General features: G+C 44.0%; 12 protein-coding genes. 7 read left to right on the plus strand and 5 right to left on the minus strand.

Going from position 1 to position 13,262, the window contains the following annotated elements; all coding sequences use genetic code 11:
* The 5 genes from ACF8EG_RS21785 to ACF8EG_RS21805 form a co-directional block, all read right to left on the minus strand.
* Positions 1 to 1,334: VWA domain-containing protein (locus ACF8EG_RS21785; RefSeq protein WP_392412065.1), on the minus strand; the 1,334-nt coding region annotated here is incomplete at its 3' end.
* Positions 1,327 to 2,331 carry a VWA domain-containing protein gene (locus ACF8EG_RS21790; RefSeq protein WP_025443001.1) on the minus strand — a complete coding sequence of 335 codons (1,005 nt, stop codon included), beginning with the start codon at positions 2,329 to 2,331 and terminating at the stop codon, positions 1,327 to 1,329. The genes ACF8EG_RS21785 and ACF8EG_RS21790, both read right to left, overlap by 8 nt.
* Complete coding sequence (locus tag ACF8EG_RS21795) at positions 2,324 to 2,800, minus strand: DUF4381 domain-containing protein (RefSeq protein ID WP_069505717.1); 477 nt, start codon at positions 2,798 to 2,800, stop codon at positions 2,324 to 2,326. The genes ACF8EG_RS21790 and ACF8EG_RS21795 overlap by 8 nt, the downstream gene beginning before the upstream one ends.
* Positions 2,801 to 2,840: 40 nt before the next feature.
* Positions 2,841 to 3,767 carry a DUF58 domain-containing protein gene (locus ACF8EG_RS21800; RefSeq protein ID WP_029850479.1) on the minus strand — a complete coding sequence of 309 codons (927 nt, stop codon included), beginning with the start codon at positions 3,765 to 3,767 and terminating at the stop codon, positions 2,841 to 2,843.
* Positions 3,768 to 3,781: 14 nt separating this feature from the next.
* On the minus strand, positions 3,782 to 4,738 hold the full coding sequence (locus tag ACF8EG_RS21805) for a MoxR family ATPase (protein WP_005499739.1): 957 nt from the start codon (positions 4,736 to 4,738) through the stop codon (positions 3,782 to 3,784).
* Between the two features lie 315 nt (positions 4,739 to 5,053).
* Here ACF8EG_RS21805 and ACF8EG_RS21810 point away from each other — a divergent pair, with 315 nt between their 5' ends.
* The 7 genes from ACF8EG_RS21810 (at position 5,054) to ACF8EG_RS21840 (ending at position 12,944) form a co-directional block, all read left to right on the plus strand.
* The gene (locus ACF8EG_RS21810; RefSeq protein WP_069488116.1) at positions 5,054 to 6,970 is read left to right on the plus strand and encodes a methyl-accepting chemotaxis protein; all 1,917 of its coding nucleotides are present in this window, start codon (positions 5,054 to 5,056) and stop codon (positions 6,968 to 6,970) included.
* A 56-nt stretch (positions 6,971 to 7,026) separates the two neighbouring features.
* Positions 7,027 to 7,227: a chromosome segregation ATPase gene (locus tag ACF8EG_RS21815; protein ID WP_005462979.1), complete on the plus strand. Its 201-nt coding sequence runs from the start codon at positions 7,027 to 7,029 to the stop codon at positions 7,225 to 7,227.
* Positions 7,228 to 7,494: 267 nt separating this feature from the next.
* The gene (locus ACF8EG_RS21820) at positions 7,495 to 8,166 is read left to right on the plus strand and encodes a LuxR C-terminal-related transcriptional regulator (RefSeq protein ID WP_045545887.1); all 672 of its coding nucleotides are present in this window, start codon (positions 7,495 to 7,497) and stop codon (positions 8,164 to 8,166) included.
* A gap of 228 nt (positions 8,167 to 8,394) precedes the next feature.
* The gene (gene cpsQ / locus ACF8EG_RS21825; RefSeq protein ID WP_045607879.1) at positions 8,395 to 9,051 is read left to right on the plus strand and encodes a cyclic-di-GMP-binding transcriptional regulator CpsQ; all 657 of its coding nucleotides are present in this window, start codon (positions 8,395 to 8,397) and stop codon (positions 9,049 to 9,051) included.
* 207 nt (positions 9,052 to 9,258) lie between these two features.
* Positions 9,259 to 9,849: a calcium-binding protein gene (locus tag ACF8EG_RS21830; RefSeq protein ID WP_021450607.1), complete on the plus strand. Its 591-nt coding sequence runs from the start codon at positions 9,259 to 9,261 to the stop codon at positions 9,847 to 9,849.
* Positions 9,850 to 9,910: 61 nt separating this feature from the next.
* Entirely contained in the window at positions 9,911 to 11,629 is a 1,719-nt protein-coding gene (locus ACF8EG_RS21835; RefSeq protein WP_031817038.1) for a type I secretion system permease/ATPase, read from the plus strand.
* Positions 11,604 to 12,944, plus strand: a complete 1,341-nt coding sequence (locus ACF8EG_RS21840) for an HlyD family type I secretion periplasmic adaptor subunit (RefSeq protein ID WP_005462986.1) — start codon at positions 11,604 to 11,606, stop codon at positions 12,942 to 12,944. The genes ACF8EG_RS21835 and ACF8EG_RS21840 overlap by 26 nt, the downstream gene beginning before the upstream one ends.
* The last annotated feature ends 318 nt before the right edge of the window (positions 12,945 to 13,262 follow it).

A 13,262-nucleotide genomic window follows, 5' to 3' on the forward strand; every position in this document is an offset into this window, starting at 1 on the left:
TTCAGTTTCTCCTCCACAACCGACAGGTTTTTCTTCGCTGCTTCAAAATCAGGATTTTCTTTAAGTAGCTTTTTGTATTGCTCAGCAGCGTCTTCTAACTGACCATTTTGCGCTAGCGAGTTCGCTAGGTTATAGCGGCCGGTTTGTGATTGGTCATTTGAAAACGCTTTAATGGCCGCTTCGTAATCGCCAGTTTGGTAACTTGCCGCGCCTTGCCAACTTGGGTCAGTGAACAGGTTTTTGGCTTGTTCATATTCTCCCTGTTTATAGAGATTAGCCGCTTTCTGATCGGCATTTAAGAATGGGTTGGCTTGTGCGTCTGGTGTCCAAGTTATTGGAAGCAGCGCAGCGATAAATACCCAAATTACACCACGGCGGAACAGGAAAACGGTAGGCAGTAGCAGTAGAGGCAATAGCCAAAATCCACCATTCAAACGAGAATCGGTTTTGACCTCTTGATTCTGTTTTGCTGCCAAGTTGTTCCCAGTATTATTCGTGTACGCTGCGATGCTATCCACGTCTCGGTTGTTGTGCTGAATAGGAACAAACATACCGCCCGTCTTGTTGGCTAGCGTTTGTAGGTTTTTCAGGTGTGTTTTGGCAACAACGGTCGAGCCTTGCGTGGTCTTAAGAAGCGAGCCGTCGGGTAGGGCAATCGGTGCGCCGTTTGCCGTGCCGATTGCAAGAACCGAGACTCGTATGTTTTTACCTTTAACTAAATTCAGAGAGCGTGCCAATTCTGAATCATCAAGATCATCGGCAAGAACCACAATGTCTCCTTGGTTTGCACCGGCTTGTGAAAATTGGCTTAACGCCAATTCGATCGCAGCAGGGAGGTTCGAGCCTTGGAATGGCATCAGCTCTGGCGACAAGTTCTCGATGATACCTGCTAGTGTACTAGCATCCGTCGTTAGCGGACTCAAGCTGTAGGCATCGCCTGCATAAGCGATCAATCCAGTCGCCCCCTCTTTCCACTTCGGCAACAAATCCAACGCTTTGTAACGTGTTTGAGTAAGGCGATTGGGTTTGATGTCGCTGGCGTACATCGAGCGAGACATATCTAGCACTAGCATGCGATTTTGGCTTAGCTCGAAGCTTGGACGTGTATTTGATTGCCAGCTCGGCCCAGCGAGCGCTACGCAGGCAATCGCCCAAGCCAAGCCCCAAATCGTAAAATAGGGTTTGGACTGGGTGGTCTGCTCAAGCATTTTGGCGAGGTGCGGGGCAATCAGCGCGGATTTTTTCGCTCTAAATTTTTGATTAATCAGGAGTACGAAGGGGATTGCTATCAGTCCCAGTAACCAATATGGGTTAAGGAAAGTAAACTCAGCCATGTTTTCTCCTTAGCAGGAACAACAACATAGAAAGTACTAAAGCTGCACTCAGTGGGTATGGGAACCATTCGGACTGAGGCCGCCAAGTTTGGGTATCGCTTGATACAGGTTCCAGTTTGTTGATTGTGTCGTAGATCTTTTCAAGTTGTTCGGCATCTCGCGCACGGAAGTACTGCCCGCCAGTCATTTCTGCAATCTTCGTGAGCGTTTGTTCATCAAGGTCGGCTGCGGTGTCGACCTTACGAGTCATAAAAAAGTCTTTCACCATCATTTCGCCAGCACCTACGCCGACGGTATAAATAGTGGCATTGTATTTCTTCGCAATCTCAGCCGCTTCGATTGGATCTAACACACCTGCGGTGTTACTGCCGTCACTGAGCAAAATCATCACGCGCTGGGGCGCATCGCTATCGACAAAGGTTTTTGTTCCTAAGCCGATACCATCGCCAATTGCGGTTCGTTGACCAACTAGGCCAATTACGGTTTGCTTGATTTGTTGGATAACGGTTTGTCGGTCAGCCGTCAGTGGCGTTTGTAAGTACGCGTGGTCACCAAATAGAACTACTCCAAGCCGATCACCCTTTCGCTTCGCGACAAAATCTGATAGGACTTTTTTCACGGCAGAGAGTCGGTCGATGTACTCGCCATCTAAGTTCATGTCCTCTTTTTGCATGGAGCCTGAAAGGTCAACCACCAGCATTAAGTCTCGGTACTTAGGTTGAAACTCGACAGGTTCGCCAAACCAAACTGGTCTCGCACAAGCGACAACCAATAATGTCCAAACGCCTACAGCTAACGATTTTTGTAGCCATTGTTTAGGTTTATGGCTGTTTTTGCTTTCTGGCAAATACGCCAGTTTGATTTCTGCTTGTCGAGTTTCTTCAGGAAGAAGCTTGTAAATCAGCAGAGGTAAGGGCAACAAAAAAAGTGCCCACCACCAGACAAATTCAATGTTTAACCATTGGGAAAGGTCTGTCATGAGTGTTTGCTCAGTCACGGGTGTTTGCCTTTTTCTTCGGTGGCAAAGCGTGAGTTATCCAAAAGGCACAATCATCGATCAAATCTTGATGTTGCTCTTGAGGCGACTTTTGATATAACGCGGCTTGCCACTGTTGTTGTTTGTCTACGAATCGAGTCTCTTTGGTACGACTGTCGAGAAATTCATACCATGCCATTCCAGTTAACGGGGCGATGTCTTCACGTGGGAAGTAACTCAATGCTGCTTGACGCAGAATTTCCAGAGCAGAGGAAGGCGTATGAGGTGTGACGGATTGAGTCAAAAGCTTTAATGCCGTTTTTTTGGCAAGTAAGCGCTTTTTTCGCCATTTTGCATACAAATATACACCTAAAACAAAAAGAACGATCGCCGCAAGCATTGCCCACCATCCCCACGCAAGTGGGAACCAGTCCGGAGCGTTCGGCAAAATCAAAGGTTCAAGGTTTAGGCTTTGGTTGTTTGTTGTCATTATTATTACTGCTTTATTGAAAACTGCTTTGTAAGGCCTGTTAGCTTAATTGCTGAATCAAAGGCCAACCACTTGATAGCGTGTTAAATGGAATAGCCATCGAATGACACTGTTGTTTGATGGATTCTTGGTGTTGAGTAAAGCGTGTTTCGAGCGCTTTTCTTTGTCCTGTTGAGCCGAAGTTGAACCATTGGCTACGACGGCCATCAGAGGCTTTTGCTTGGCCACGAAAGTCGGTTTCTCCTCTTTCCAATGGGTCGTAAAACTGAATGGCTCTCACGCTGTTGTGTTGTTTAAGGCGACGCAGTTGCGTTAGCTCTCTTTCTTCTACATGTGCAAAGTCACTGAGTAGAATCAGTTCACTGCCTTTTGGCGTGAGTGTGTGGAGTGTTTCTAACACTTGCGAATATGGCATTGTGCGAGTCTCATGATTTGGATCTTGAGTCAACTGCGCGTTATGGGTATCAACGATAGCATTGAGAATCCGTAGCCCCTGTTTTTGCAAAGAGGAAGGGCGAAATTCTAAGCATTGGTGTCCATCATCAATCACTGCGCCAATACGATCTTTTTTGGCTAATGTGAGCCAAATAAGAACACTGGCGAAATGAGCGAGTTGTACTGACTTCAATACGTACTTTGAGCCAAAGTGAAGGCTTGAGCTGAGGTCGAGATACAAAATCACCGCTTGTTCTTTGTCTTCCGCAAACAATTTAGTGTGTGCTTTTCCGGTGCGCGCTGTGACTCGCCAGTCGATGCTGCGAATGTCATCTCCGGCTTGATACTGGCGCACTTCCATAAAGTCCATACCACGACCTTTTTGTCGGCTCGTATGGTTGCCGCTCATCTGCGACCAAATGCTTTGTGCCGGTGGCAACCAACGTACCGACTGCGTGCGATATTGAAGCAGTTCTTCCAGTGTTAATGTCACCCCATTCGAATGAGGCGGTAATGGATGGTTTGCAGACATGTCACTCACCCGCTTTATGCGCTGCCAACCAAGCTTAGCAACTTATCGATGACTTGATTTGCCGTTACGCCTTCTGCTTGAGCGTGGTAGCTGAGCAATAATCGGTGACGTAACACTGGGTACGCCATTGCTTGGACATCTTCAGGAGAGACAAAATCACGACCTGCTAACCAAGCATGAGCACGAGCGCATCGGTCAAGGGCGATGGTTGCACGCGGACTGACACCCATTGCTAGCCATTTATCCAACTCACTGTCGTATTCGCTTGCTCGGCGTGTTGCCATCACCAAACGCACAATGTATTGCTCAATGGCTTCTGCCATGTGGATGTCGAGCACTTCTTGGCGCGCGGTGAAGATGTCTTGCTGACTCAAGCTTGGGCGCTCAATAGAGCATTCACCTTTTGCTTCACCACGATTGATCCGCAAAATCGCTAATTCATGTTCTGCATCTGGGTAATCCACTTCTAAGTGAAGCAAAAAGCGATCGAGCTGAGCTTCTGGAAGAGGGTAAGTACCTTCTTGTTCTATCGGGTTTTGCGTCGCCATGACCAAGAATAGCTCAGGCAGTGCGTAGGTGTGGCGACCTGCGGTGACTTGCTTTTCTGCCATCGCTTCAAGCATTGCGGCTTGTACTTTGGCTGGCGCACGGTTGATTTCATCCGCAAGAATGAGTGAATTGAAAATCGGCCCAGATTGGAATGTGAACTCGCCCGTTTCTGGGCGGAAAATATCCGTACCGGTTAAATCGGCAGGCAGCAAATCTGGGGTGAACTGAATGCGATGGAAGTCGCCTTCTACGCAATCAGACAGTGATTTTACGGCGCGAGTTTTAGCAAGTCCCGGAGGACCCTCAACCAAAATATGCCCGTCAGCAAGAAGGGCGATCAACAGTTGTTTAACCAGATCATGCTGGCCAATGATCTGAGACTCTAAATAGTGCTGAAGAGTTTCGAAGTTTGATTTATGCATGCTTTGGACTCTCGATATCCATTTGATTTTCGTTTTGAGTATTGGTCATTGCCAATCAGGAAAAAGTTCCTGTTCGCTCTCGAAATTTATCTTTTCAATATTGGGGCAAAGAAAGGGATTGCAAGCGAAGAAAAACGCTGAAAGTGCTTGAATGACAGGGTGTTACATTTATTTTGCATAAGATAGTGAGAAATAACTCTAGTTTTGTTCGCTCAGGTCGATATAGGTTCCATGCTGTGTATGTCACAGAGATATGCACCTGATAGCCACTATCTAGGATGCCAATAACAAGTGATTCTTTTAAAAGGTCCGAATATGTTGAAACTTCATTCTCTGAGTATCAAACAAAAGGTTGTACTTGGTATTACTTTTGCTGTTCTTGCATCAACCATTATCGTTGGTGTGATGGCTCAACGCCATGCGAGAGACGTGTTAAGTCACCGCCTGATTGATATTGAGTTGCCAGCCATGCTGCAACAAATTAATACTGAAATTGACCGCGAAGTTGTGCAAATGCAGCAAGCGGCGAAGCAACTAGCAACAAATGAATTTGTTGTCGAAGCGCTAAAAAATACTGATCACTCACAGTTTTCTGAAACGCAGCTTGTTCAGCAGCTAAACAACATCAAATCTCAGTATGGATTGAATGACGCATCGGTCGCAAACCGTAAAACGGCGTACTACTGGAACCAAAATGGTTTCTTGCGTCAGCTAAACCATTCGCAAGACGCGTGGTTCTTTGGTTTCACCTCTTCGGGTCGCGAAACATCAGTGAGTGTTTTCCAAGAAGTTAATGGTGAAGTGAAAATGTTCACTAACTACCAAGACTTAAACGGTATCTCGATGTCAGGTCTATCTAAGTCGATGGATGACATGGTGTCACTTCTAAACAGCTTCCAAATTGAGGACACAGGTTACGTGTTCTTAACGAATGAAAAAGGTGACATTCAAATTCATCGTCAACAAGGCAAAAACAAAACGTCGATTGCGCAGCTTTTTGGTAGCAACGCGAATCAACTGCTGAACAAAAATAGCTTCAACCTAATTAATGTCGAGTTTGAAGGTAAGGACAATTTTGTCGCGAGTTTGTATGTGCCGTCAATGAACTGGTTTGTTATTGGCGTCGTGCCTGTTGATGAAGTGTTTGCTGATCTCAATGCCACTGGCCAAAAAATGATGATCACAACCATTGTAGTGGCGTTGGTGTTCATTTTGATGGGCGTATTGCTCGCAAACAGTATCACTAAGCCAATTCGTTTGATTGCAGATCGCTTTACCGATCTTGGTCAAGGCGAAGGTGATTTATCACAGCGTATTGAAATTCGTGGCAATGATGAAATCGCGCAACTTTCTAAAGGTTTCAACGGATTTATTGAGAAAATCCACGCAACCATGAAAGAGGTATCTTTGACGAGCGGTGCACTGAGTCAAGCGGCAGACAGCGTGTCGAGCAAAGCAACGTCAACGTACGACAATAGCCAAGAGCAACGTGACCAGACGATTCAAGTAGTTGCAGCGATCAACCAAATGGGTGCGACGATCAGTGAAATTGCGTCTAACGCAGCGACGGCAGCCGATACTGCAAACCAAGCGTCTGATAATACTCAGACGGGTCGTGAAGTTGTGATGAAAGCGAAAGAAGTGATTAGCCGTCTTGCTGACGATGTGGAAACGACAAACATCGTTGTGACACAGCTTGCTTCTACAACGAAAGATATCGGCTCTATCCTTGGTGTAATCCGCGATATCTCTGAGCAAACAAACTTGTTGGCACTGAACGCAGCGATTGAAGCGGCACGCGCAGGTGAGCAAGGTCGAGGCTTTGCGGTAGTTGCAGATGAAGTTCGTAACCTAGCGTCGCGCACTGCCGATTCAACGGAAGAGATTCAACGTATGATCAACCAGCTTCAAAGTGATGCTCAGGACGCAGTAAGCGCGATGGAAGCTGGCAAAGCGGTTACATTTGAGGGTGTGGCTTCGACGGATGAAGCAGTAGAAGTGCTGGTGAATATCTCTGAACGCATTACGGATATCTCCGATCGAAACACGCAAGTTGCGACGGCAACGGAAGAGCAATCTACCGTGGTTCATACGATCAATCAGAATATTGAAGAAATCAACGCGATCAACGAGATGACAACTGCAACGGCGGAAGAGTTGGCTGGCGCAAGCCGCGATCTTCAAGAGCTTTCATCTCGCCTAGATAAGATGGTTGGTAGCTTCAAACTCTAGAGTTGGATAGAATAGACGAAGTTGAACAGTTTAATGACTATATTTAGGTAAGTACTATGAACGACTTCGAAAAAGAACTAGCGCAGATTTCTCAAGAAGCTGCAGAGGAGCCAGAAGTAAAGCTACCTTCGCTAGAAGAGCAAAAAGCCATTGCGGCTGAGCTTAAAAAGCTAGAAGCAGAAGGCAAGTTAACGCCAGAAATTTTGGAGCAATACTTCGGCAAGTTTAATCAGAAAAATTCTGTTCCGGTTCATTAATAAAAAGGGAGTGCTTACTCCCTTTTTTCATTCGTGAAATTCATCATTCCTTCAATTTACTAAGTCACAAGCACGACTTCTACTCATCATTTTCTAATCGGATAGCTTTTCTCTACCATTTCTCCCTACATCATGTTGTTACTTAAAAATTATTGACACTTCAATAGTTTACTAATTAGTACTAGGGATTTTCATACTTGACAATGCTCCCGCTCTATCTACTCTATTGCATATTTCAATCTAAACTACTAAAGGAATGCGAGCAGGATGGAGCATCAAACTACAAGGAATGTCATCTTAATTACGGAGGGCAGTCTACAGTCATCTCTCTTAAAGGATGTTTTGGAAACGAAGCTCGGTATTAACGTTCTACTGATCACTCCCGAAAATCTTGCTAGCCCATTTGTTAGAAATCGACCTATATCAGCGATTGTCCTAGATTACAGCGTTATCACAGATGAAGTGTTTGCTCGTTATATGGAATTTAAAACCCCCAATTTAACTGGAACGCTTGAAATCCTCATCAACTGTGACAAATCTATCTCAACGGATGAGCTCTTTGTCTGGCGTTCACTTGCCGGCATTTTCTATACCTCAGACGATATACAAACCTTACAAACGGGCATTGACAAGGTGCTCCAAGGCGATATGTGGTTCAGTCGTAAATTCGCACAACAGTACATTACTCACCTGCGTCGTCATAGCAGGCCAATTAATAAAAACGTTCCGGCAATATTGACCAAGCGGGAACAACAGATCATTATGTTTTTATCTATGGGGGCCTCGAATCAACAAATAGCTGAGCAGTTATTTGTAAGCGAAAATACGGTTAAAACGCATCTTCACAATATTTTTAAAAAGATTGATGTAAAAAACAGAGTGCAAGCGCTGATTTGGGCGAAAGAAAATATATCAGAACAATCTATAGTAGTTGTTTGATTTTATAAAAGTCGATGTCTGACTAATTTAGTGCATACTCATATTTAGTCAAAAATAGATCATGTTAAAAGTGTTTCTTTTATGAGAAACACTTTTTTTGTTTCTATTTTTAATAAATTAATAATTCAAAAAAGTAGCAAATAACTTTACTCTGTTGTCTAGCACTTAGATATGAACTTGAGTGCTCACGATTAACTACGAATTTAATAATGTTAAGTTAATGAAAGTATGAGAAACATTATGGAACAGTACACGGAAAAGCCTGAAATCCTAATGCTCACTCAACAAAGTTTACAGAGTGAAAACTTTAAGGAAATGCTTTCTAGAAATACAGGAACAAAGATAACGATCATCGATGCTAAAAACCCTAGCTACCATGAACTCATCCCTGAACGTTATTTTTTATTGGTTGATTTCTCAGTTGATACGCCTTCTGACACTTTAGTTTACTTGAAGGATAGCCGCAAAGTGCTAGGTACAATCATGCTTAATCTGGGTTACGACTTAGATACTGAAGAACTAGCGTCTTGGCCTCATGTAAAAGGTATATTTGGCCCAGGGGATTCAATGGAGAAAGTGTGCCAAGGATTAGGGGCCATTATTAAAGGAGATAATTGGCTATCAAGAAAATTGCTGGATCAATTGGTAAATTATTACAAAGGAAAAGAATCGAATAACGTTGTAGAGCCTGCGATTGAAGTAGAACTGACACGGCGTGAAATACAAGTTCTGAAAATGTTGAAAGAAGGCGGTTCAAATATGGAAATAGCTGATTCACTATTTATCAGCGAACATACGATTAAATCACATCTATACAATATTTTTAGAAAGTTAGAAGTAAAAAACAGAACTCAGGCCACAAGTTGGGCGAAAAGAAACCTCTAGTACTAGGAATAACTACATGTAATAAAAAGAAAATAATAGATAAAGTACTAAGTTTTATTTTTATAATAATAAGGTCAGTCAAAAATATCATCCCATATTCAAACTTATTCCTATCGGATTGGCTATTAGACTTCTCATGTCTGGAACGAATCTCATCAGACGTGGAATAAAAGGTCTATTCAATAAATAAGCCAAGAGGGAATAAAAATGAGCACAAGTGACAATGACACGTATTTAGGCGATGCAGGCGCAAACAACGATATCGCTGATTTCGATGGCGGTGATGATCTGTTTATCGGTTATGGCGGTAACGATTCATTTGTTGGTGGCGGCGGTGATGACTACATCATTGGCGGCGCGGGCAATGATCGTCTAACGGGTGGTGCTGGTGACGACGTCCTTAGAGCTGGTACGGGAAATGATTATCTTGGCGGAGGTACGGGAAATGATTTGCTACTAGGTCTTCTCGGCGACAATAAACTGAACGGCGGTGTCGGGGAAGATATCCTTGTCGCAGGTTCAGGTGATAACGTTTTAGTTGGTGGCAGTGACAGCGACAAATTTGTGTTCACTGACAAGTTTGGTGGTCATGGTGAAGCGAAGGTAGTGGATTTCACTATCGGTGAAGACTCGCTTCACATCATTAGTGACACTGTGACAGAGTTCGGCGATTTAACTTTCAGCTATGATGCGGCTGGCAATGCAGTATTTACTGACGGCGCAGATTTAACCGTTAAGCTGATTGGTGTTACTGAAACAGATATTAATACCTACGGTGCCGATTTATTTGTTATTTAAAATCTAGTTTAAGGCGCTAGTCATTTAGCGCCTACATCATTCGATTAAAGTGGAAGTAATCGTGCAGAAAACAGTTTTCAAAGAAGTCAGACAAAAACTATGCACGCTTGCAGGTTTGCTGATCGGTTTTAGTCTCTTCATTAATTTACTCGTACTTGCTATCCCACTTTATATGTTGCAAGTGTACAACCGAGTCATCTCATCTTATTCGACTGACACCTTGTTGCTTCTTACCATCATCGTGTTGGCGGCTTTGTTTACTATGTCCATTATCGATATTGCTCGCGCACAAATGAGTAAATCGTTCGGATTTTGGATGGACGCGAAACTTTCACTGTTCATGCTTAAACGAAGCATTCAGTATCAATCGCATACTGGAAAGAGTTACACCTCTCAGGTTCTTAGAGATATTCAAACCATAAAAAGCTTTTTGAGCAGCCAAGCCCCTTATCCCTTGTTAGACGCTCCCTGGACACCGCTGTTTATTTTGTTCGTCTATCTACTCCATCCTTTGCTTGGGCATATTGCGTTATTTGGTTCTGTCGTTCTGTTTAGCTTAGGTTTGATCAACGAGTTGATGACGAGAAAGACGATGCAAGAAAGTGAAGTTAGGGCCATTTCTCATATTAGTAGTGCAGAGTTAGCGACACAAAACGCTAACTCTATTTTAGCCATGGGGATGATGAACGCATTTTTAGAGCAGTGGCAATCGCGAGTACAGAGTGTCAGTGTGCTTGAAGAGAGAGTTGCCGGAAAATCGATTTATATGGCTAACTTTTCTAAATTTGTTCGTGGCTCTTTGCAAATATTTTTACTCGGCGGTGGTGCATGGTTGGTTATTCAGCATGAAATCACGGCGGGTGCGATGATCGCGAGCTCTATTCTGATGAGCAGGGCATTATCGCCGATGGAGCAAGCGATAGGAACATGGCGCAGCGCGATGTCTGCGCGAACGGCTTATAAACGGTTAAAGGAGATTGATGCGATTGTTCGTCAAGACGAATCTGACATGCCGTTACCTAAACCGAAAGGCCATTATGAGTTAACTGGGCTCACTTATCGTCATCCGGGTGCGACTGAGCCAGTGCTGTCTTCTATCACATTATCAATCCCGCCGGGTGTATCCGTCGGAGTAATTGGCCCTTCTGGCACTGGCAAATCGACATTTGCTCGCTTATTGCTTGGTAACATTCGGCCTTTAGCTGGAAAGGTGACTTTAGATGGCATGGAAGTGTCGATTTGGGCATCTGAAGATCGAGGTGTTCACGTTGGCTATTTGGCCCAAGAGGTGGAGCTATTTCCAGGAACCATTCGTGAGAACATCGCGCGTTTTAAACAAGAAGATCCAGCGAAGGTGATCAAAGCTGCACAATTAGCGGGTTGTCACGAATTAATCCTCAAAAAGAACAAAGGTTACGACTTCGTTATTGGCGAAAATGGTCGTGGACTGTCGGGTGGTGAACGACAAAGGATTGCGCTAGCACGAGCTGTTTATGGTGATCCTTCTATCGTCGTCTTTGATGAAGCAAACGCCAATCTAGACGGAGAAGGAGAGGCTGCGTATCAGCGTCTTATCGCTTATCTAAAATCTCAGGGCTCGACCATTGTGGTCATCGCCCATAATCCAAGCACATTGAGGCAAATGGATCGATTGCTGTATTTAGCTGATGGCCGCGCCAAACTTTATGGTGCTCGAGATGAAGTGTTGAAGCGTTTAATGGGTGAGGACAGAACGGATATTCCAAGGGTGAAAAATGAGCAATCAGCAGCCAGTCGTTAACGAACTTCCTGCGGAGAAAGTGTACCGTTTCAGTTCAGATGCTAACTTGAGTTTCAAAAAGCCAATTTTGCTCGGAGTTGCAACGTTAAGCTTTTTCCTAGGCGGTTTAGGATATTGGGCGGCTACCGCAAAGTTAGAGAGTGCTGCTATCGCTTATGGAGATTTGTCTGTTCTAACCAAGCGGCAAGAGATACAGCATTTAGAAGGCGGTATCATTGAAAAACTATATGTTCAAGAGGGCGATTTGGTAAAGAAAGGCCAGCCGCTTGTTCAATTATCGCAACGTCAGCCAATGGCCAAGTTAGATGCAGTTAGTGGTCAGTACATTCACACGCTGGCGAAGGAAAACCGGCTGAGTGCCGAATTGGATGAATTAGCGGATATCTCCTGGTCTGGTGATCTAGAAGCGATTCCTCGAGTAAACATCGTTAAAGAAGCACAGTTAGTGCAAAACAAAATCTTTACTGCCAGAAAGCGTTTTTTTGAGAGCAAGCTTAGTATTATTGAACAAAGTATTTCTGGTGCGAGCTTAGAGCTCGAAAATCTTAAGCAAACCAAAGTCATCGAAAGAGAGCGCCTCAACTTTATTGAAGAAGAAATTGCAAGTAACCAAGCTTTGGTCCAGAAGGGGTTTTCTGGCAAATCCACTTTGTTGCAACTCAAACGGCTTGCCGCAGAGGTTCGCAGTACTCTAAGTCAGCTTGATCGGCAATCTTTAACCGTTGGGAAAAGGTTAGACGAGAACCAAGCCAAGATAGAAGAGTTAAAGCTCGAAAGATTGAATGAAATCGTCGAAGAGTTGCGGAATACCAAAAAAGAAGTCGTTGCTATTCGTGAAGAGTATCGATCTGCTCAAGATGTGGTGGCTAGAACTTCAATCAATGCGCCAATCTCAGGCCGCGTAGTGAACATGCAAGTGTTCACTGAAAAGGGGGTTATTGGTTCAGGACAAACGTTGTTAGAGTTAGTGCCTCAAGATGATAAGTTGCTTGTTGAAGCAAGAGTCAATCCGCAAGACATTGACTTGATCAATCCTGGACAACAAGCGCATGTGCGATTAACCGCTCTGAATGCACGAACATTGGCTCCTCTCGATGGCACGGTGCTGACTGTTTCTGCGGATAAATTGTCACAAGAAAACCAAGATGACTATTACCTAGCGCGAATCTCAATTTCTCAAGATGATGTTGCCAAGTACCGTTTGACATCCGGAATGAACGCCGAAGTCCTCATTTTGTCTGAGCCTCGAACACCGCTGAGTTATTTGATTAAGCCACTGACAGAAAGCATGAACCGAGCATTTCGAGAAGAATAGGTATTCTGTCTTCGAAGAAGCGTATTCTCGCCAATTACATGCCTCGCTGGATATAGATCTAGCGGGGCATTTTTCTTTTTCAAATGGCGTATTTGAATCGGATATATGTTGCTAAGATTGAACCAATCTACCGATGGTTTTCGAGTGACAGTTTTAATTATCAATACTCTGATGTTTTGATTTGTCAGTTTGTTTTTATCGGTATTTTTGAGGGGCTTAATAATCCAAATCGAAAACGAATGATATTTTCTTGGTTATTTGTAGGAATTATCCTGCTTTGTAGGTTTTGTATTACTTAAGATCGGTAATTTTCTTTCC

The organism is Vibrio sp. YQ_11 (assembly GCF_043103065.1).
Taxonomy (GTDB): Bacteria; Pseudomonadota; Gammaproteobacteria; order Enterobacterales; family Vibrionaceae; genus Vibrio; species Vibrio parahaemolyticus.